The organism is Sphingomonas asaccharolytica NBRC 15499 (genome assembly GCF_001598355.1).
In the GTDB taxonomy this organism is placed as follows: domain Bacteria; phylum Pseudomonadota; class Alphaproteobacteria; order Sphingomonadales; family Sphingomonadaceae; genus Sphingomonas; species Sphingomonas asaccharolytica.
The window spans coordinates 1-20,234 of the sequence record NZ_BCYU01000050.1 but is presented as its reverse complement, the minus strand read 5'-3'; the positions used below and the strand labels follow the sequence as shown (position 1 = coordinate 20,234).

The following is a 20,234-nucleotide window of genomic DNA, read 5'->3' as shown; positions in this document are numbered from 1 at the left end:
GGAAGGAGATTTGCGATGTTCAGACTGTTGCCGCCGCCGCGCACGATTGAGGTAGCTGTCGCTGCCATCCTTTTCGGCGGTTCGTTCGCCACGGCATCCGCCGCGGGTGAGCGCCCGGCGCTGCCCCGCGCGCTAGTCGGCACCTGGACGCTGGTCGCCGCGGACGTCCGGCACCCTGACGGCAGTATCGGCCACGACTATGGTGCAGCGCCGCGCGGCAGCATGATGGTGGATGCTGCCGGTCGCTACACGCTCATGATCTACAAGAGCGAACGGCCCCGCTTCGCCTCGGGCGATCGCGCCACCGGCACCCCGGAAGAATATCGCGACACCGCGTTGGGGATGAGCGTGCATTATGGAATGCTGAGCGCGGACGTGAAGGCGCACACGCTGACCTTCGCCATTGAGCAGGCAAGCTTCGCCAATTGGAACGGGACGAGACAGGTCAGGCAATACCAGTTGCAGGGCAAGGTGCTGCGCTACACCGTCGCCGCGCGCTCCAATGGCGACATCCCGATCTCGGTCTGGCGCAAGGTCGATTAGCTTGTAAATCTGATGACAGATTATCAGATAAATCTGCTCTCGTGGTCACATCATAACCTCTATCGTCCTCGTTGAGCTGCGGCGAACTATGTAAATAGCTGTACATAACCTCGCATCACTACAAGCGAGGACGTACCGTGACCTACCAAGATTCGATCGCTGCTACCGGCCAGCTTATCAAGAGCCATAATGGCACCTGGGACGGGATCGGCGCCGAGGCAGTGGCGCGGATGCAGGTCCAGAACCGGTTCCGCACCGGGCTCGACATCGCGCGCTACACGGCGGCGATCATGCGCCGCGACATGGCGGCCTATGACGCCGATCCGGCCAACTACACCCAGTCGCTGGGCTGCTGGCATGGGTTCATCGGTCAGCAGAAGATGATCAGCGTCAAGAAGCATTTCGGCTCGACCGAGCGCCGCTATCTTTACCTGTCGGGCTGGATGGTCGCCGCGTTGCGCTCCGACTTCGGACCGCTGCCCGACCAGTCGATGCACGAAAAGACCAGCGTTCCCGCGCTGATCGAGGAACTCTACACCTTCCTGCGTCAAGCCGATGCGCGCGAGTTGGGGATGATGTTCCGCGAGCTCGATAAGGCGCGTGAGGCGGGCGACGAAGTTGCCGAACAGCGGCTGATCCACGCGATCGACAATCACCAGACGCACGTCGTGCCGATCATCGCCGACATCGATGCCGGCTTCGGCAATGCCGAGGCGACGTATTTGCTCGCCAAGAAGATGATCGAGGCGGGAGCCTGTGCGCTGCAGATCGAGAACCAGGTGTCCGACGAAAAGCAATGCGGGCATCAGGACGGCAAGGTCACCGTGCCGCATGAGGACTTTTTGGCGAAGGTCCGCGCGTGCCGTTACGCCTTCCTCGAACTCGGCGTCGAGGATGGGATCATCGTCACGCGCACCGATTCGTTGGGCGCCGGCCTGACCAAGCAGATCGCGATCAGCCACGCGCCTGGCGACCTCGGCGATCAGTATAATTCGTTCCTCGATTGCGAGGAGATCGCGATCGGCGACCTCAAAGCCGGCGACGTCGTGATGGAACGCGACGGCAAGCTCGTCCGCCCCAAGCGGCTAAAGTCGAACCTCTACCAGTTCCGCGAAGGGACTGGGGCCGACCGCTGCGTGATGGACTGCATCGCCTCGCTGCAGAACGGCGCCGACCTGTTATGGATCGAGACCGAGAAGCCGCATATCGAACAGATCGCCTCGATGGTCGATCGCATCCGCGAGGTCGTGCCCAACGCGAAATTGGTCTACAACAACTCACCCAGCTTCAACTGGACGCTCAATTTCCGTCAGCAAGTCTATAATGCCTGGGCCGAGGCGGGCCGCGACGTGTCGGCATACGATCGCGCGAAGCTGATGAGCGTGGATTATGACACGACCGATCTGGCGGCCGAGGCCGACGAGCGGATCCGGACCTTCCAGGCGGATGCCGCAAAGCGGGCGGGTATCTTCCACCACCTGATCACCTTGCCGACTTATCACACCGCCGCTTTATCGACCGACAATCTGGCTCGGGAATATTTCGGCGAGGCGGGGATGCTGGGCTACGTCAAGAACGTCCAGCGCCAGGAAATCCGCCAGGGCATCGCCGCGGTGAAGCACCAGAACATGTCGGGCAGCGACCTGGGCGACGATCACAAGGAGTATTTCGCCGGTGAAGCCGCGCTGAAGGCTGGCGGGGCGCATAATACGATGAACCAGTTCGCGGCGTGATCGAGCGGGATAGCGATCCGCTATCTCGCGCTCGCGATCACGCCCGGCCGACGGGGCCGACAGCCCCGACCGACGACGCGGCTTCGCCGCAGCGTCACTGCCAAAGTAAGTTCGCGGCCCGCGCCGCGACGTTCGCCGCGTCAGCCCCCGCTTGCGGCGAACCATGGACGGCCCGGAGGAAGTAGCCCCTCCGGGCCGTTTCATTTTCACGACTATGCGCCATCCGGAGCGCGGTGGCGCCGCCCGCCGACTATGCCGCACCGTCGCGAAAACGGGCGAGCCATTGCGCCCTGAGCGCCGCCGGTCTTGGCGGATAGGTTTGGTCGAGGATATCAGCCGCGACGATACGGTCGAGGCGGAAAGACCGGAAATCCTCGCGCAACTCGCACCAGGCGGCAAGCAGCCGCGCGGCGTCGAGATAGCCGATCGCTACCGGCCAGACGATGCGTTCGCTGACCCGGCCCTGCTCGTCGCGATAGGAGAGTCGGATCTTGCTGCCGCTGCGAATGGCGGTGCGCAATCGGCCGGCGTCGACGCTGTCCGGCGCGATCCGCCAGCCCGGCGTCGTGCGCGCCACGGCGTCGGTGATCCGTGGGACCATGTCGTTCGGCACGACTGCGGCGATCTTGGCGAGCAGGTCGCGCGCGGCGCGCGCCAGAGCGGGATCGCCATGGCCCTCGACCCATTGCGCGCCCAGCGCGGCAGCCTCAGCCTCTTCGGATGTCAGCATCAGTGGCGGAAGGTCATAACCGTCGTCGAGCACATAACCGATCCCGGCTTCCCCGCGCACCGGCACGCGCTGGCCCATCAACGCGGCGATATCGCGATAGACCGAGCGTTTCGAGGTCTCGATCTCGATCGCGATCGCCTCGGCAGTGATCGGCCGCCGCTCGCGGCGGAGGATCTGGACGATCTGGAACAGGCGGTCGGCGCGTCGCATTTCCGCTCTCTAACTGCACGATGCTGACAGCATGGTGGCAGCAGGGTGGCAGTAAGTCGGTTCTCGTGGACGACAGGAAACGACAGGAGAGTCAGCGATGTTGAAGATCTATCACGGCAGCTGCCATTGCGGTGCGGTGCGTTTCGAGGCGGATATCGATCTCGCCGCCGGCACCGGGAAATGCAATTGCTCGATCTGCACCAAGCGCCGCGCCTGGGGTGCATTGCTCAAACCCGACCAGTTCCGGCTGTTGTCGGGCGCCGACAATCTGTCGGATTATCAGTTCGGGACGAAATCCGGCCATCACCGCTTCTGCAAGACCTGCGGCGTCGCGTCGTTCGGCGATGGTCATGTCGAGGCGATCGGTGGCGATTACGTATCGGTCAACGTCAATTGCCTCGACGATGTCAGCGATCAGGAACTGGCGGAGACACCGGTCAAGTTCGGCAACGGGCGCGACAACGCCTGGTGGGAACCGCCGGCCGTCACTTCCTATTTGTGACCCCCTATTCGCGTGCGAGCAAGGATTACGCCGCGACGCGCAGCCAGATCGCGGTGGCGTCGTCGCCTTGCTTGAAGCGCGGCCAGCGCGCGCATTCGGCATCCTCGGCCTCGGCTGCGCGCAACCGCGCGGCAATGCCGGATAGCCCGCTTTCGGCGAGCAGGCCGGGCAGCGCAGCCTGATCGATCAGGCGATAGAGATCGGTGACGGCGGCGAAGCCATCGCTCATCAGCAGCAATTCATCGCCGGCCACGCAGGCTTGGCTCGAATAATAGATATGCTCGGCGCCCGCCGGATCGACTCCGAGCACCAGCCGGTCGGGCCGGCTGCGCGCCGTCCGCAGCACGTCGAGTATGGGCGCCGCGCGCTTGACCGATCCCAAGCCGTGATGCGCGACGCTCCGCGCGAGATCGGTCTCGTCGTCGCGGATATCCCGCTGCGGGCCGATCCGTGTCGCTTGCCCGTCACGAATCAGCAGGGCCGCGCAATCGCCAAGCCAGGCGCAATCGATCACATTGCCGGCGATCGCCACGGCGAGAAATGAGGCCGAAGGGAGCTCCCAGCTTTCGGGCGCGCGCGTGCGTTCCTCGGCAAAGGCAGCGGCGACGCGCTCGAACACGGTGCGACACGCTTGCTCGATCGATCCGCTATCGGCCGCCGCGAAGGCGCGGTCGGCCTCTGCCGCAATCCATGCCGCACCGCCGCGATTGTCGAGCAGCCCTGGCTCTCCGAGATCGGTCGCGCCGTCGATCACCCAGGCATGGGCATGGCCCGCGCCCGCGCGGTCGTCATTCGCCTTCGACGAATCGCCCGCAATCGACAGCGACTGGATCAGGTCGAGATGCATGCCCGCCCTTTGTTTGGAGGAGTCAGGCGCCGGCGGCGTCGAGCTTGTCGAGCTGGTCGGCGCTGAGCTTCAGGTCGATCGCCGGCAGCAATTCCTCGAGTTGCTTCACGCTGGTCGCGCTGGCGATCGGTGCGGTGACGCCGGGTTGCGCGGCGAGCCATGCTAAGGCGATCTGCGCCAATGTCGCGCCGGTTTCCGCCGCGACCTCGTCCATCGCCTTCAGCACCGCAGGCCCTTTGCCCTCGAGATAGGCGGTCATCCGCCCGCCGCGCACGCTTTTCCCAAGGTCGTCGGCCGAGCGATATTTGCCGGTCAGGAAGCCGGAGGCGAGCCCGTAATAAGGCAGCACACCAATGTTATACTCGACGCAATAATCCTGCAGCTCGCCTTCGAATTTGTGGCGGCTGACCAGATTGTATTCGGGCTGCAGCACCTGAAAATGCGGCAGGCCCGCCGCGCGCGCGACGTCATTGGCCGACTTGAGCCGTGCTGCGTGGAAATTGGACGCGCCCAGCACCGCGACCTTGCCCGCCGCGACCAGTTTGGCGAACGCTTCCATATAGGCTTCCTGTGATGTCGCCTCATCGTCCTGGTGCGCATAATAGAGGGCGATCTGCTCGACGCCGAGCCGTTGGAGCGACGCATCGCAGGCCTCGGCGATCCGCGCGGGGGCGAGCTTCTCGCCCGCCGTGCTCGGCAGCATGCCGACCTTGGTGGCGACGCCGATCTTCTTGCCGCTCGACTTGATCCACTCGCCGATCACGCTTTCCGATTCACCGCCTTTGTGGCCCGGCACCCAAGCCGAATAGACGTCGGCGGTGTCGACCAACGTGCCGCCGGCGTCGACGAAGGCGTCGAGCACGGCGAAGCTCGTCGCTCTGTCCGCGGTCCAGCCGAACACGTTGCCGCCGAGGCAGAGCTTCGGGGTGTGCAGATGGCTGGCGCCCACACGGCGGAGATCGGTCATTGCGCATTTCCCTGGTTGGACGGCGTCGGGTCGGATGGCTGGGCCGGCACGGCATTGTTCGCGTCGAGCATCGCCGCGGCGTCGTTCAACGCGCGCTGGTCGTCGGCCGATACGCCGCCGGTATCGTCGCGGCTCGAGCACGCCGCCGTGCCCATCATGAGGGCGAGCCCGGCGAAAGCGAGGCGAGCGCGCATCAATCCTCGATCTCGTTGCCGGCGTCCTTCAATGCCTGACCGGCGTCCTTCTTCGCGTCGCTGGTCGCCTTGTCCATCTTGTTCGATGCGGCATCCATGTGGTTCTCGGCGGCGCCCAGCGCCGAATCGACCGCGGCGTCGGTGGTGTTGACTGCGCGCGCCATGGTCGCGTTGGCGTCGCCCGCCATCGTGTTGGCCGCTTGCGCCGCTTCGTTCTGCGCCTTGTTGCTGCACGCGGCGATGCCGAGCGTGGCGATGATCGCGAGCGATACGGCGAGAGTCTTGGGAGCCTTGGTCATCGGGAAATCTCCTGCCAATGGGGGTCGAAACACCGCTACTGCCACCCCGTTCCGCGCGCAACGCGTTGACGGCATATAAAGATATCTTTATATCTCTATCTGTCATGCCGAACGCCCTCGACATCTTCCGTGCGCTTGCCGATTCGACGCGGCTGCGGATCGTCGCGCTGGTGCGCTCGATGGAGCTGTCGGTCGGCGAACTCGCGCAAGTATTGGGGCAAAGCCAGCCGCGCGTCAGCCGGCACGTCAAGATATTATCCGATGCCGGCATCGTCGAGCGTCGCAAGGAAGGCAGCTGGGTCTTCGTCGCGATGGGTGCGCGCGATGTCGCCGCGCCATTGTGCATCGCGCTCGATGCCTGGGAAGGCGACCGAGCGCATGCCCGCGCCGAGGCCGATGCGGCACGGCTGGCGGCAGTGCGGGCCGATCGTGCCGCGCATGCGGCGGGCTGGTTCGAAAGCAATGCCGGCGAATGGGATGCGATCCGCTCGCTTCACATCGCCGAGGAGCAGGTCGAAGCGGCGATGGCCGCGGTGCTGGGCGATGCGCGAGTCGAGCGGCTGATCGATATTGGCACCGGCACCGGTCGGATGCTCGAATTGTTCGCGGGGCAGGCCGACCATGCGCTTGGCATCGACCGCAGCTCCGAAATGCTCCGGCTGGCGCGTGCCAAGCTGACCGAGCGTGGGCTCGACAATACCGAATTGCGCCAGGCCGATCTCTACGCGCTGCCGCTCGACAGCGGGACGGCGGACCTCGCTATTCTGCACCACGTTCTTCACTTCGCGCAGACGCCCGACGCGGCGATCGCCGAGGCGGCGCGCGTGCTGGGGCCGGGCGGGCGGCTGCTGATCGTCGATTTCGCGCCGCATGGGCGTGAGGAATTGCGGATGCGCGATGCGCATGCGCGGTTGGGTTTTTCGGACGAGCAGATGCTCGGCTGGTTCGAGCATTCGGGGCTCGCGCCGGTGCGGACCGAGACGCTCGAGGGTGGCGAACTGACGGTGAAATTGTGGCTGGCGCGCAAGGCAAGCGCGCCGGCGCGTATAGCGGAGGCAGCGTAATGGTTTCGGTCAAGCAGATGGCGGAGGCGCGGCTCGCGCTGGCAAGCCCGTTGTTCGCGGACGTCGCGGGCGACGCCCAGGTCAGCTTCGAATTCTTCCCGCCCAAGACCGAGAAGATGGAAGAGACGCTGTGGGAGTCGCTGCAGACACTGAACCCGCTCGCCCCGCGCTTCGTCTCGGTGACCTATGGCGCCGGCGGCTCGACCCGCGAGCGGACGCATGCGACCGTCGCCCGGATCGCGCGCGAGACAAACATACCGGCCGCCGCGCACCTGACCTGCGTCGAGGCGACCCGGGAAGAGATCGACCAGGTCGCTGACGATTATTGGAAAGCCGGCGTGCGCCACATCGTCGCGCTGCGCGGCGACCCGCCGCGCGCGGGCGAGAAATATGCCACGCATCCCGGCGGCTATGAGAATGCCGCCGATCTCGTCGCGGGGCTGCGCAAGCTCCATGCGTTCGAGATTTCGGTTGCGGCCTATCCCGAATGCCATCCGGACTCGCCCGACGCGACGGCGGACATCGACAACCTCAAGCGCAAGCTCGACGCCGGCGCCAGCCGTGCGATCACCCAGTTCTTCCACGAGGCGGAGACCTTCTTCCGCTATCGCGATGCGCTCGCCGCGGCGGGCGTCGACGCGGAGATCGTCCCCGGCATCATGCCGGTAATGAATTTCGCCAGCGTACAGCGCATGTCGGCGATGTGCGGCACCGCGGTGCCGAGCTGGATGGGCCGCCTGTTCGACGGCCTCGACGATCATCCCGCCGCGCGGCAATTGGTTTCCGCGACCATCGCCGCGGAATTGTGCCGGCGGCTCTATGCCGGTGGCGTGCGCAATTTCCATTTCTACACGCTCAACCGCGCTGAGCTGAGCTATGCGATCTGCCATTTGCTGGGGATCCGGCCCAAGGACGCGGCGAAGGCGGAGGCGGCGTAATTTGTCGTCACCCCAGCGAAAGCTGGGGTCTCGCGCCGCAAATGGCACGCTCAAAACTGGGAGATCCCAGCTTTCGCTGGGATGACGGATATGATGACATCACGTGAAAAACTGCTCGCCGAAGCCGCGAAGCGCATCCTGATTACCGACGGCGCATTCGGAACCGAGATCCAGAACTGGAAGCTCTCCGAAGCCGATTATGCCGGCTCGCTTGGCCTGAGTCACGACCAGAAGGGCAATAACGACATCCTCGCGCTGACCAAGCCCGAGGTGCCGGCGTCGATCCACCGCGCCTATTTCGAAGCGGGCGCCGACATCGCCGAGACCAACACCTTTTCGGCCAACCGTATCAGTCAGGCCGATTACGGCGCCGAGCATCTGGTCCGCGAGATCAATCTCGAAAGCGCCAAGATGGCGCGCGCCATCGCCGACGAGTTTGAGGCCAAAGACGGCCGCCCGCGTTTCGTCGCCGGGGCGATCGGGCCGACCAACAAGACGCTGTCGCTGTCGCCCGACGTCAACGATCCCGGCTATCGCGAGATCGACTTCGATTACCTCAAGGACGTGTATCGTGAGCAGATCGACGCACTGGTAGAGGGCGGGATCGATTTCGTGCTGATCGAGACGGTGTTCGACACGCTCAACGCCAAGGCCGGCGTGATGGCGGCGATCGAGGCGGGCGAGGCGCTCGGCCGCGACTTGCCGATCATGCTGTCGATGACGCTGACCGACCTCTCGGGCCGCAATCTGTCGGGTCATACCGTCGAGGCGTTCTGGCACGCGGTGCGCCACGCCAAGCCGGTGACGATCGGGCTCAATTGCTCGTTCGGCGCCGAGCAGCTTCGCCCGCACGTCAAGACGTTGAGCGGGATCGCCGATACGCTGATCATGGTTTACCCGAATGCGGGCCTGCCAAACGAACTCGGCGCTTATGACGAAGAGCCGGCGACGACCGCCGGGTTGGTCGGGGAATGGGCGGAGGCCGGGCAGGTCAACATCCTCGGCGGCTGCTGCGGCTCGACCCCCGCGCATATCAAGGCGATCGCCGACGGGGTGAAGGGCCTGACCCCGCGCAAGATCGTCACGCCCGAGGTGCGGACGCGGCTCGCGGGTCTCGAACCGATGATCATGGCGGCCTGAGCAAAACCGTCACCCCAGCGGAAGCTGGGGTCTTTGATTGATAGCGCGCGCCTGCTGCGTGAGATCCCAGCTTTCGCTGGGATGACGAATGGGAAAATAATGACGACTGCCACGCCTTCCTCCGCCAATTTCGTCAATGTCGGCGAACGTACCAACGTCACCGGCTCGGCGGCGTTCAAGAAGCTGATCATGGCCGGCGACTATGCCAAGGCGGTCGAGGTAGCGCGCCAGCAGGTCGAGAACGGCGCACAGGTGGTCGACGTCAATATGGACGAGGGCCTGCTCGATGCGGTCCACGCCATGACCACCTTCCTCAAGCTGATCGCCGCCGAGCCCGATATCGCGCGTGTGCCAGTGATGATCGACAGCTCGAAATGGTCGGTGATCGAGGCCGGGCTGAAATGCGTGTCGGGCAAGCCGATCGTCAATTCGATCAGCATGAAGGAAGGCGAGGAGCAATTCCTCGAACACGCCCGCAAGTGCATGGCCTATGGCGCCGCGGCCGTGATCATGGCGTTCGACGAGACCGGCCAGGCCGACACCAAGGAGCGCAAGGTCGAGATTTGCGAGCGCGCCTACAAATTGCTGATCGGGATCGGATTCCCGCCCGAGGACATCATCTTCGACCCCAACGTCTTCGCGATCGCGACGGGCATCGAGGAGCACAACAATTACGGCGTCGACTTCATCGAGGCGACGCGTGAGATCAAGCAACGCTGCCCGCACGTCCATATCTCGGGCGGCCTGTCGAACCTGAGCTTCTCGTTCCGCGGCAACGAGCCGGTGCGCCGCGCGATGCACTCGGTGTTCCTTTATTATGCGATCCCCGCAGGCATGGATATGGCGATCGTCAATGCCGGCCAGCTCGACGTTTACGACACGATCGATCCCGAACTGCGCCAGGCGTGCGAGGACGTCATCCTCAACAAGGATCCCGATGCCGGCGAACGACTGGTCGTGCTCGCCGAGAAATTCCGCGGTACCGATGTGGCGGCCGAAAAGGCGGCCGAGGAATGGCGCAGCTGGTCGGTCGGCAAGCGGCTGGAGCATGCCTTGGTCAAGGGGCTCGACCAATATGTCGTCGAGGACACCGAGGAAGCGCGCCTGCAGACTGCGCGCCCGATCGAGGTGATCGAAGGTCCGTTGATGGACGGGATGAACGTCGTCGGCGACCTGTTCGGATCGGGCAAGATGTTCCTGCCGCAAGTGGTCAAGTCGGCGCGCGTGATGAAGAAGGCGGTCGCGCATTTGCTGCCCTATATCGAGGCGGCGAAGGAGCCCGGCGCGAAGGGCAAGGGCAAGGTCATCATGGCGACCGTCAAGGGCGACGTGCATGATATCGGCAAGAATATCGTCGGCGTCGTGCTTCAGTGCAATGGCTTCGAAGTCGTCGATCTCGGCGTGATGGTGCCGTGGCCCAAGATCCTCGAGGCGGCGAACGAGAATGATGCCGACATGATCGGCCTGTCGGGGCTGATCACCCCGAGCCTCGACGAGATGGTCACCGTCGCCGAGGAGATGAAGCGCGCCAAGATGACGATGCCGCTGCTGATCGGCGGCGCCACGACGTCGAAGGTCCATACCGCTTTGCGTATCGCGCCGGCCTATGACGGTCCTGTCGTCCATGTGCTCGACGCCAGCCGCGCGGTCGGCGTCGCAACCACGCTCGTGTCCGACACGCAGCGCGACGATTATGTCATTAAGGTCGCCGACGACTATGCCGCGGTGCGCAAGTCGCGAGAGAATAAGGGCCAGAACGAATTGCTGCCGCTGGCGCAAGCTCGCGCCAATGGCTTCAAGGCCGATATGGCGCTGAAGCCGCCCGCGCCCAAACAGCCCGGCCGTCACGTCTTCACCGACTGGGATTTGAGCGACCTGCGCGAGTGTATCGACTGGACGCCGTTCTTCCGCGCCTGGGAACTCGCCGGCACCTATCCCAAGATCCTGGACGACGAGATCGTCGGCGAAAGCGCGCGGTCTTTATTCGCCGACGCCAACGCCATGCTCGACAAGATCATCGCGGAGAAGTGGCTGACCGCGCGCGGCGTGGTCGGTCTGTGGCCGTGCGCACGCTATGAGGACGACGTCGTGCTCGCGCCGGAGGGCGACTGGACCGCAGAGCAATTGCGCAGCTTCGATTTTCTCAATCTGCCCGACGACGAGAGCCACGTGCGCCTCCCGTTCCTGCGCCAGCAGATCGCCAAGCGCGAGGGCCGACCGAACATGTGCCTGGCCGATTTCATCGATACCGCCGGCGACTGGCTGGGCGGTTTCGCGGTGTCGATCCACGGCATCGAACCACACCTCGCGCGGTTCAAGGCGGCGATCGACGATTATTCGGATATCCTGCTAAAGGCGCTCGCCGACCGCTTCGCCGAGGCGCTGGCCGAGCGGCTTCACCAGCATGTTCGCACGACGCTCTGGGGCTATGCCGAGGGCGAGCAGTTGACCAACGAAGCGCTGATCCGCGAGCAATATCGCGGCATCCGCCCGGCGCCTGGCTATCCCGCATGCCCCGACCACAGCTTGAAACCGATCTTGTTCAAGTTGCTCGATGCGCATCACGCAACCGGCATCAGCCTGACCGAAAGCTTCGCGATGCTGCCGACTGCGGCCGTCAGCGGCTTTTACTTCGGTCACCCGCAGGCTGAGTATTTCGGCGTTGCGCGGATCGGCAAGGACCAGGTCGAGGACTATGCCGTGCGGCGGGGGACGGACCTGCCGACGACAGAACGGTGGCTGCGGCCCAATCTCGACTGAGATCGCGTCCGAAACGGAGGCATCTCGCATGGATGCGGCGGTCTTCGACTGGTAACCTTCCCCGATCGAAATGGGGAGGGACTGATGGCCGATCGTGATGCCGTGCTCGCAGCAATCGATGCCGCTTATGCCGCGCGCAAACGGGGCGACAAGGAAGCGCTCGCCACGCATTTTGCGCCCGACGCTACGTTCCGGGTGGTCGGCCGAAGCGACGTGATGGGGTTCGACGTCGGTCCGGTCGACGCGCTGGGCGCGATCAACGAGTTGATCGACCTCTTCACCTTCCACGAGATGGAGCGGCTACATGCCGCGGTGAGCGATCACACCGCGTTCGTCCATTTGCGTATCGAGGTCTCGGCGCGCGGCGGCGGGCGAGACGTCACCGAAATATGCGACATCTGGACGCTGGACGACGAGTTAAAGACGGTGTCGCTGGTCGAGTTCGCCGATACCGCGACGATGGCACAGATGGCCGCGAGCGCGATGGCGGCTGGTTGAGCGGTTTATCCCCCCACAAGGGCAGAAGAATTTGTCCCCCGTTGGGTCACCACGGCAGGTCGTTCATATCCAAGGCAGCGACCCTCGCCCCAACGACGTCATTAACCGTCATTTGCCCTTCTGTCGGAACGCCGAGCGTAGGATGGCCACGCGCGAAGGAGTCTCTCAATGCGCCGTGCCTTATTCGCCCTGCTCCCATTACTCGCCGCGGCGCCGCTCCAGGCCGATCCGGGCGCCGCGCCGTTCACCGTGCAGGAGACCGGCCAAGGCTACGTCAATCTCGATGACGCCGTGCAGTCGATCCGCATGGGCACTGCGACGATCGTGATCGCGCCGGGTGTCTATCATCAATGCACCGTCCAGGCCGGCGGCAACATCACCTTCAAGGCGGCGCAACCCGGCACCGCGATCTTCGATGGCGAGACCTGCGAAGGGAAAGCGGCGTTCGTGCTGCGAGGGTTGTCGTCGGTGGTCGACGGCATCGTGTTCCGCAACATGCGCGTGTCGGACGGCAACGGCGCCGGCATCCGCACCGAGATGGGCAATCTGACCGTGCGCAACTCGATGTTCCTCGACAGTCAGGAAGGCATTCTCGGCGGCCAGCCCGCGGGTCAGCAGATCGTCATCGACCGCTCGACCTTTTCCGGGCTCGGCCAGTGCGACGAGACGGTCGATTGTTCGCATTCGATCTATCTCGCGAACAAGGGATCGGTGACGATCACGCGCTCGCGCTTCGAGCGCGGCACCGGCGGGCATTACGTCAAATTGCGCGTGCCGAACCTGTCGATCACCGATAACAGCTTCGACGACAGCCAGGGCCGCAAGACCAATTATATGATCGACCTGTCGGAAGGCGGCACCGGCCTGATCGCGCGCAACACCTTCGCCGACGGACCGAACAAGGAGAATTGGACCGGCTTCATCGTCGTCGCGGCGGAAGGGCGGACCTATCCATCCACCGGGCTGAAAGTCGTCGACAATGTCGCGACCCTCGCGCCCAATTTCGCCAAGAGCCCGGCGTTCGTCGCCAATGTCGGACGTGATCGGCTCGACGTCGGCGAGAACCAGCTAGCGACGGGTATCCGCAAGTACGAAGAGCGCTGATCGCGGCGCCATGCTCCTGCTTTCGCAGGAGCATGGAAGGTGAATCGTTTAAGGTCGATTGGACAGCTGAAACCGGTTCTTGTCGGGATCGTCGCCGTCGCACAGATGGAGGTTGCCGAAGACCTTGACCGGCCCCATCCTGGCGCCGCGCGACACCAGGTCCTCGCGTGCTTTGGCGACATCGTCGGCATGAAAGACGATCTTGTGCGGGCCCTCGAAATCGGGACCGATCTTGACGCCTTTGCCTGCGGCATGGATCGCGATGTTGCAGCCGCCTGCCGCCAGATCGGCCCAGCCGTCATCCTCCTCGACGACCTCCAGCCCGAACGTGTCGCGGTAGAAATCGCGCATCGCGGCGAAATTGTGCGTGAAGATGATCACGCGGCGCATCGCGTAGCTCATGGGCAGGTGCTCGCCGTGCCGCCATCGAGATCGAGGCAGCGGCCGTCGACATCGCCGGGCTTGAGCGCGAAGCCGAGCACGCCGGCCAGGCTGGGCATGATGTCGACCGTCTCGATCGAAAGCGGCTGTTCGAACCCCTTCATCCCCTTGCGCCAGAACAGGATCGGCACGCGACGGTCATAATCCCACGGCGACCCATGTGTCGCAACCGCGCCGGGATAGCCGCCGGGCGGGATCGCGGTGATGCGCGGTTTCAGAAACACGACGAAATCGCCCGACCGCGCCGGATCGAACGAGGCGCGTTCGCGCTGGAGCAAGGTCCAGCCTTCGGGCGGGCCTTCGGGCAGCGGACCGGCGGCGATGTCGGCCTGGGTAAAGACCGCGGCGACCTGGGGATCGGCGCGATAGCGTGCGACCGCGGCGGCGAGCACCTGGGCCCGCTGATCGCGGGTCAGCTTGGGATCGATCCAGACGTCGCCATTGGTGCCGCCGTAGAGGACGCGGCCAGTCAGCCCCATGTCCTTGGCGATCACGTCTCCAACAGTTTTGGGCGTCAGCGCGAGTGCGACACGGTCGGCCATCGGCATCGCGCGTTCGCGTTCGCGCTCGGGAATGTCGTTGCCGCCATGGTCGGCGGTCAGCGCGACGACATAATCGACGCCGGTCTTGTCGAGCGCGGCGAACAATTTACCCAGGGTCTGGTCGAGCGTGGCGAGCTGGATGCACATCTCCGAGCCCTCAGTGCCATAGGTATGGCCGACATAATCGGTCGCCGAGGCGCCGATCGTCAATATGTCGGTCGACTTACCGCGTCCGAGCTTCATGTCGCGGACCATCGCGCTGGCGAGCCCGACGATCGCGCTGTCGAAGGCCGGCGATGCCTTCCATTTGGGTTCGTTATTGATGGGGCGTTCGAACCGACCAGCGCCGACGGTCTGGCCGTTGGCGACTATCGCGCGGTCGACCGGCTTGCACCAATCGGGCTCGGCGAAGGCGGCGCCGGGCTTGGCGATTTCGGCCTTGGCGGCGGCGTTGGCGGCGGTCACCGCGGTGGGCTCGGCGCGGCCGCCATAAGAGATGAAGCCCTTACCGTCGCGCCAGAACCAGACCTGATCGATCTTGTGCCCGCCCATCATGATCGCCGCGCGATCCTTGCCCGCGATCGACACGGTGCGGACGTCGGGGTCGGCATCCTTCATCCGCTCGCCAAGCGTCGGCACGCGCAGGTGAATGTCGGAGGCCACATAGTCCTTGGCCGAGCCCTTCGACGGGTCTTCCGCGCAATAGATCGATCCGGGGCGTGGGCCGGTCCATTCATACCACTCGTTGGCGATGATCCCGGTCCGCGCCGGGCGATCACCGGTCATGATCGTCGAATGGCCGGGGCAGGTTTCGGTCGCGGCATGGCTCTGGAATCCGGCAGGGAACACTGCACCGTCGAGCAGACGCTTGAACCCGCCAGTGAACCGATTGCGATATTCGGCGAACAGATCGGCCGAGAATTGGTCCACCGAGATCACCACGACAAGCTTCGGCGGGCGCGCCTTGGCGGGCGCCGGGGTCGGCGGCGCATCCTGTGCGGCGAGCGGTGCGGCGAAGAGCGCGAGAGCGATCGGGGCGAACTTGGCAAGGCGCATCGGGGGGAAACTCCGCTGTCGGGCTGGGCGAGCCGTGGAAGGACCGCTAAGGGGCTGGTGTGTTAGGTACAAGGGGTCGCATGCGCGCGCTCGGTTTCGCTTTCGTGACGATGATGCTGGCGATGGTCGCCTGGGCCCTTCCGGCGCAGGCGCAAGCCGATCCCGCGAATGATCCGCCCCCGCATTTGAAGATCCACCTCGTCGCCGAAACCAGCAGGCCCAAAGCGGGCAGCAAGATCAATCTCGCGCTCGACTCGACGCCGCAGCGGGGCTGGCATGGTTACTGGCAGAACCCCGGTGATGCCGGATTTCCGACCAAATTCGCCTGGACGCTGCCGAGCAAGGCTACCGCGGGCGACCCGCGCTATCCGGCACCGCAGCAACTGATCGTGGCGGGGCTAATGAACTATGTGTTCGAACAGCCCTATGCGGTGATCGTGCCGCTGACCGTGCCCGAGGGATTGGCGGCGGGAAGCAAGCTGCCGATCAAGCTTCACTTGCAATATCTCGTCTGCACCAAGACCTTATGCGTTCCCGAACAGGCCGATCTGGCAACCGAGCTGACCGTCGGCGACGGGCAGTCCGACCCTGCGCTGGCGGCGCAATTCGCGCAATGGAGGCGCGCACTGCCGCAGCCGCTCGGCTCGCGCGCGACCTATCAGGCGCAAGGCGGCGCGGTGCAGATCGCGATCCCCTATCCGGCCAGCGCGGCTGGGGCGGGGGCATATTTCTATCCGATCACTGCCGATGCGATCGACTATGCCGAACCGCAGAAAGTGGCGCGCGACGGCGATCGGCTGGTCATTACCACCAAGGGCAAGGGCGCGCCCGGGCCGATCGAAGGCGTGCTGAGCGTCGACGGCCATGCGCTGGCGCTGGCGGCGGCGCCGGGGGTCGTGCCCGCTGCCGTTGCAACCACCGCTGAGGGCGGCTGGTCGACCGCCTTGATCGCGTTTCTCGGCGCCGTGCTGGGCGGCTTGATCCTCAACGTCATGCCCTGCGTGTTCCCGATCCTGAGCCTCAAGGCATTGAGCCTGGCGCGCGCCGGCGGCGACGAGCTCGCGGCGCGGCACGAGGCGCTGGCTTATACCGGCGGTGCGACCGCCGTGTGCCTGGCGCTCGGTGCGGCGATCCTGGCGCTGCGAGCCGGTGGCAGCGCGGTGGGCTGGGCGTTCCAATTGCAGGACCCCCACGTCGTCATGCTGCTGCTGCTGCTGACGGTGGCGATTGCGCTCAATCTCGCCGGCGTGTTCGAGGTGCCGGTGCCCGGTTTCGTCAACCGTACCGGTAGCGCGGGCGGTGCGTTCGTCACCGGTGCGCTCGCCGCGTTCGTGGCGACGCCGTGTACCGGGCCGTTCATGGCGGCGTCGCTCGGCGCCGCACTGATCTTGCCCTGGCCCGCCGCGCTGGCGGTGTTCGGAGGATTGGGACTGGGGCTGGCGCTGCCCTTCCTGCTGCTCGGGTACGTGCCGGCGCTGCGCAAGCGGCTGCCGAGACCGGGCGCGTGGATGGATACGCTGCGCCGCATCCTGTCGATCCCGATGTGGTTGACCGCGGTCGCGCTTGCCTGGGTGCTGGGCAAGCAGGCTGGCGTCGATGGCATGGCGTTGGCGCTGCTCGTCTCGCTGGGCGCCGGCATCGTGCTATGGGCCGCGGGACGGCGGCAGGCGAGAGGGCTGGGCTTTGGCGCGGTGGCGTTGGTGATGCTCGCCTTGGTCGCGGTGGCGGGTGTTTGGCTGGTGCGCGATCATCCGGGCCAAGCGGCCGTCGTCGCCGCCGGCGAAGAAAAGTTTAGCGAGGCACGGCTCGCCCAGTTGCGCGCGCAGGGGCGTCCGGTGTTCGCCTATTTCACCGCCGATTGGTGCCTGACCTGCAAGGTCAACGAGCGCGTCGCGATCGACACAGATGCCGTCCATGCCTCGTTCAAGGCGAAGAACGTCGCGGTGCTCGTCGGCGATTGGACCAATGGCGATCCGGTGCTCGGGCGCTTCATCGAAGCGCATAATCGCGCAGGCGTGCCGCTTTATCTTTATTATCCGGCGGGCGGCGGCGGACCGCGGATACTGCCGCAGGTGTTGACGCCGTCGCTGTTGGAGGAATTGCAATGATCGCCAGGATGCTGGGAATGGCCGCCGTGGGGCTCATGCTGGTCGTTGCCGCGCCGGCTGCCCCCGCTGACGATCCGCCCGCCTGGACCCAGCCGACCAAGCCGTTCCGCATCGCCGGCAACATCTATTATGTCGGGACCGCCGGCCTGGCATCCTATCTGATCGTCACGTCCAAGGGGCTGATCCTGCTCGACCCCACGATGGAAGAGAACGTCCCGGCGATCGAGGCGAACATCAAGGCGCTTGGGTTCAAGCTGTCGGACATCAAGATCCTGCTCAACAGCCACGCGCATTTCGATCATGCCGGCGGCCTCGCCGCGATGAAGCGCGATACCGGCGCCAAGCTCGACGCGATGGAAGGCGATGTCTGGGCGCTCGAGAACGGCAAGCATTTCGGCGACCAGAATTATGTCGGCATTTTTCCACCCGTGAAGGTCGATCGGCACCTGAATGACGGAGACAAGGTGACGCTGGGCGGCGTGACGATGACCGCGATATTGACCGCCGGACACACGCACGGGTGTACGACCTGGACGACGACGGTGAGGGTGAAGGCCGGGGTGAAGAGCGTCGTGTTCCCGTGCAGCCTGTCGGTTGCCGGCAACAAACTCTACGGCAACAAGACCTATCCCGGCATCGTCGCCGATTACCGCGCGAGCTTCAAACGGCTCGGCGCGATGAAGGCGGATATCGTGCTGACGGCGCACCCCGAACTATCGGACGTGATGGGACGCAAGGCGAGCGGCAAATGGCTGACGCCGGCCCTGCTGCCGAAAATGGTCGCGGAGTCCAAGGCGGCGTTCGACAAGGAACTGCTCAAGCAGCAGGCGATCGCGGAGTAGGTAGCTCCCCAGCGGCTCGCTAGCTCGCCGAGCATCACCGATAAGAAATCTGCGCCCCGCGCAGATTTCTTATCGGTGATGCTTGTGCGCCGCAGCATTCCATTGCAGCATGGAACTCTGACATCTGGCGGGGCTTTGGCATTTGGTGGGAATCGGGCCGGCGTTTGACGAGATCATGGGCACTTCGGGTGCTGCGCTCGTTCGTCGCGAATTGACCGCACTCGGCGAATGGCTCGACACCACCGATGCCGCCGAACTCAAGCGCCGCCAGCAATCGGCCGAAGTCACGTTCCGTCAGCTCGGCATCACCTTCGCGGTCTATGGCGATGAGGACGCCAGCGAGCGGATCATTCCGTTCGACATCGTCCCGCGCGTATTCCTGGCCGACGAATGGGCACGGCTCTCGGCGGGGCTGGAGCAACGCGTCCAGGCGATCAACGCCTTTCTTGACGACATTTACGGCGCGCGCCGGATCATGAAGGATGGCGTCCTTCCCGAGGACTTGATCTTCGGCAATCCGCAATTCCGGCCCGAAATCGCCGGCATGCGTCCACCGCACGGCATCTGGGCGCATATTTGCGGGATCGATCTGGTGCGGACCGGACCCGACGATTTCTTCGTGTTGGAGGATAATGCGCGGACGCCGTCGGGCGTCAGCTACATGCTCGAAAATCGCGAGGCGATGCTGCGGCTGTGCCCTGAATTGTTCCGCCAGTTCCGTGTCGCCGCGGTCGATTCCTATCCCGACCGTCTGCTCCAGACGATGAAGTCGGTCGCGCCACAAGGGACGGGGAGCAATCCGGTCTGCGTCGTGCTCACACCGGGTCATTTCAATTCGGCCTATTACGAACACAGCTTTCTGGCGGATTCGATGGGCGTCGAGCTGGTCGAGGCGGCGGACCTAGTGGTCGACGACGATATCGTGTGGATGCGGACGATTGCCGGGCGGGTGAAGGTCGATGTGATCTATCGTCGGATCGACGACGATTATCTCGATCCCCTGGTGTTCCGCCCGGACTCGATGCTGGGCGTGCCGGGGCTGATCGCAGCCTATGCGGCGGGCAATGTCGCCTTGCTCAACGCACCGGGCAACGGCATCGCCGACGACAAGGCGATCTATTCCTACATGCCGGAGATCGTGCGCTATTATACCGGCACCGAGGCCAAGCTGCCTAACGTCCAGACCTTCCGCTGCCGCGAGTCCGAGGCGCTCAAATATGTGCTCGAGCATCTCGACGAGCTGGTGGTGAAGCTGGTCGACGGATCAGGTGGTTACGGCATGCTGGTGGGGCCGACCGCGTCGAGGGACGAGATCGAACGGTTCCGCGCGGCGTTGATCGCCGAACCGCATCGTTACATCGCGCAGCCGACTTTGGCCTTGTCCACCGTACCGACCCTGGTCGAGCAGGGGCTTGCCCCGCGGCATGTCGATTTCCGTCCGTTCGTGCTGACCGGATCGAAGGGGGTGCAAGTGGTGCCGGGCGGGCTGACCCGCGTGGCACTGCGGGAAGGCTCGCTGGTGGTCAATTCGTCGCAAGGCGGCGGGACCAAGGATAGTTTCGTGCTGCTCGACAACGGCCCGGCGCATTTTCAGGTGCAGGCGTGAAGGGCGACCCCAAAATCCTCCCCGGAACGGGGAGGGGGACCATCGCGCCAGCGATGGTGGAGGGGCCCCATCCTTCGGCCGCCTCCTGGCTTGTTGCTTGTTGGTCGCGG

The 20,234-nt window shown here is 64.8% G+C and carries 19 protein-coding genes; 12 read left to right on the top strand and 7 right to left on the bottom strand.

Annotated features, from left to right (window positions below):
* Nucleotides 1–15: 15 nt before the first annotated feature.
* Nucleotides 16–543: a lipocalin-like domain-containing protein gene (locus SAS01S_RS13985; RefSeq protein WP_066809384.1), complete on the top strand. Its 528-nt coding sequence runs from the start codon at nt 16–18 to the stop codon at nt 541–543.
* Nucleotides 544–680: 137 nt separating this feature from the next.
* Nucleotides 681–2,276 (top strand): isocitrate lyase, encoded by a 1,596-nt coding sequence (locus SAS01S_RS13980; RefSeq protein ID WP_066809381.1) that lies wholly within the window; start codon nt 681–683, stop codon nt 2,274–2,276.
* Nucleotides 2,277–2,526: 250 nt separating this feature from the next.
* On the opposite strand, the gene SAS01S_RS13975 is transcribed toward SAS01S_RS13980, so the two are convergent.
* Complete coding sequence (locus tag SAS01S_RS13975; protein WP_066809377.1) at nt 2,527–3,216, bottom strand: helix-turn-helix transcriptional regulator; 690 nt, start codon at nt 3,214–3,216, stop codon at nt 2,527–2,529.
* A 97-nt stretch (nt 3,217–3,313) separates the two neighbouring features.
* On the opposite strand from SAS01S_RS13975, the gene SAS01S_RS13970 reads away from it, so the two are divergent.
* Nucleotides 3,314–3,718: a GFA family protein gene (locus SAS01S_RS13970; RefSeq protein WP_066809374.1), complete on the top strand. Its 405-nt coding sequence runs from the start codon at nt 3,314–3,316 to the stop codon at nt 3,716–3,718.
* Nucleotides 3,719–3,743: 25 nt separating this feature from the next.
* Here SAS01S_RS13970 and SAS01S_RS13965 read toward each other — a convergent pair whose 3' ends face one another.
* From SAS01S_RS13965 to SAS01S_RS13950, 4 genes are read right to left on the bottom strand one after another with little or no spacing between them, the layout of a single operon-like run.
* Nucleotides 3,744–4,565: a PP2C family serine/threonine-protein phosphatase gene (locus tag SAS01S_RS13965; protein ID WP_066809371.1), complete on the bottom strand. Its 822-nt coding sequence runs from the start codon at nt 4,563–4,565 to the stop codon at nt 3,744–3,746.
* Between the two features lie 22 nt (nt 4,566–4,587).
* Nucleotides 4,588–5,532, bottom strand: coding sequence for an aldo/keto reductase (locus SAS01S_RS13960; protein ID WP_066809369.1), 945 nt, complete (start codon nt 5,530–5,532; stop codon nt 4,588–4,590).
* A complete protein-coding gene (locus tag SAS01S_RS13955) occupies nt 5,529–5,726 on the bottom strand; it encodes a hypothetical protein (protein ID WP_066809367.1) in 198 nt (65 codons plus the stop codon). Before SAS01S_RS13955 ends, SAS01S_RS13960 begins: the two co-directional genes overlap by 4 nt.
* Complete coding sequence (locus tag SAS01S_RS13950; protein ID WP_066809364.1) at nt 5,726–6,025, bottom strand: hypothetical protein; 300 nt, start codon at nt 6,023–6,025, stop codon at nt 5,726–5,728. Before SAS01S_RS13950 ends, SAS01S_RS13955 begins: the two co-directional genes overlap by 1 nt.
* Before the next feature lie 104 nt (nt 6,026–6,129).
* Between SAS01S_RS13950 and SAS01S_RS13945 the strand changes: the two genes are divergently transcribed.
* The 6 genes from SAS01S_RS13945 to SAS01S_RS13920 all read left to right on the top strand — a co-directional run bounded on the left by SAS01S_RS13945 (nt 6,130) and on the right by SAS01S_RS13920 (nt 13,529).
* Nucleotides 6,130–7,089, top strand: a complete 960-nt coding sequence (locus SAS01S_RS13945) for an ArsR/SmtB family transcription factor (RefSeq protein WP_066809361.1) — start codon at nt 6,130–6,132, stop codon at nt 7,087–7,089.
* Entirely contained in the window at nt 7,089–8,027 is a 939-nt protein-coding gene (gene metF / locus SAS01S_RS13940; protein ID WP_245656910.1) for a methylenetetrahydrofolate reductase, read from the top strand. The genes SAS01S_RS13945 and metF overlap by 1 nt, the downstream gene beginning before the upstream one ends.
* Before the next feature lie 93 nt (nt 8,028–8,120).
* Complete coding sequence (locus SAS01S_RS13935) at nt 8,121–9,167, top strand: homocysteine S-methyltransferase family protein (RefSeq protein ID WP_066809417.1); 1,047 nt, start codon at nt 8,121–8,123, stop codon at nt 9,165–9,167.
* Between the two features lie 99 nt (nt 9,168–9,266).
* Nucleotides 9,267–11,927, top strand: a complete 2,661-nt coding sequence (metH, locus tag SAS01S_RS13930; RefSeq protein ID WP_066809358.1) for a methionine synthase — start codon at nt 9,267–9,269, stop codon at nt 11,925–11,927.
* 84 nt (nt 11,928–12,011) lie between these two features.
* Nucleotides 12,012–12,425, top strand: a complete 414-nt coding sequence (locus tag SAS01S_RS13925; RefSeq protein WP_066809355.1) for a nuclear transport factor 2 family protein — start codon at nt 12,012–12,014, stop codon at nt 12,423–12,425.
* Nucleotides 12,426–12,593: 168 nt separating this feature from the next.
* Nucleotides 12,594–13,529: a polysaccharide lyase domain-containing protein gene (locus SAS01S_RS13920; RefSeq protein ID WP_066809352.1), complete on the top strand. Its 936-nt coding sequence runs from the start codon at nt 12,594–12,596 to the stop codon at nt 13,527–13,529.
* Nucleotides 13,530–13,577: 48 nt separating this feature from the next.
* On the opposite strand, the gene SAS01S_RS13915 is transcribed toward SAS01S_RS13920, so the two are convergent.
* Nucleotides 13,578–13,931 carry a VOC family protein gene (locus SAS01S_RS13915; protein ID WP_066809350.1) on the bottom strand — a complete coding sequence of 118 codons (354 nt, stop codon included), beginning with the start codon at nt 13,929–13,931 and terminating at the stop codon, nt 13,578–13,580.
* Nucleotides 13,928–15,568, bottom strand: coding sequence for an alkaline phosphatase family protein (locus SAS01S_RS13910; RefSeq protein WP_066809348.1), 1,641 nt, complete (start codon nt 15,566–15,568; stop codon nt 13,928–13,930). The genes SAS01S_RS13915 and SAS01S_RS13910 overlap by 4 nt, the downstream gene beginning before the upstream one ends.
* A gap of 80 nt (nt 15,569–15,648) precedes the next feature.
* On the opposite strand from SAS01S_RS13910, the gene SAS01S_RS13905 reads away from it, so the two are divergent.
* The 3 genes from SAS01S_RS13905 to SAS01S_RS13895 all read left to right on the top strand — a co-directional run bounded on the left by SAS01S_RS13905 (nt 15,649) and on the right by SAS01S_RS13895 (nt 20,124).
* A complete protein-coding gene (locus tag SAS01S_RS13905) occupies nt 15,649–17,676 on the top strand; it encodes a protein-disulfide reductase DsbD family protein (protein ID WP_066809345.1) in 2,028 nt (675 codons plus the stop codon).
* The gene (gene bla / locus SAS01S_RS13900) at nt 17,673–18,518 is read left to right on the top strand and encodes a subclass B3 metallo-beta-lactamase (RefSeq protein ID WP_245656909.1); all 846 of its coding nucleotides are present in this window, start codon (nt 17,673–17,675) and stop codon (nt 18,516–18,518) included. Before SAS01S_RS13905 ends, bla begins: the two co-directional genes overlap by 4 nt.
* 175 nt (nt 18,519–18,693) lie before the next feature.
* Entirely contained in the window at nt 18,694–20,124 is a 1,431-nt protein-coding gene (locus SAS01S_RS13895) for a circularly permuted type 2 ATP-grasp protein (protein ID WP_174544966.1), read from the top strand.
* Nucleotides 20,125–20,234 lie beyond the last annotated feature (110 nt).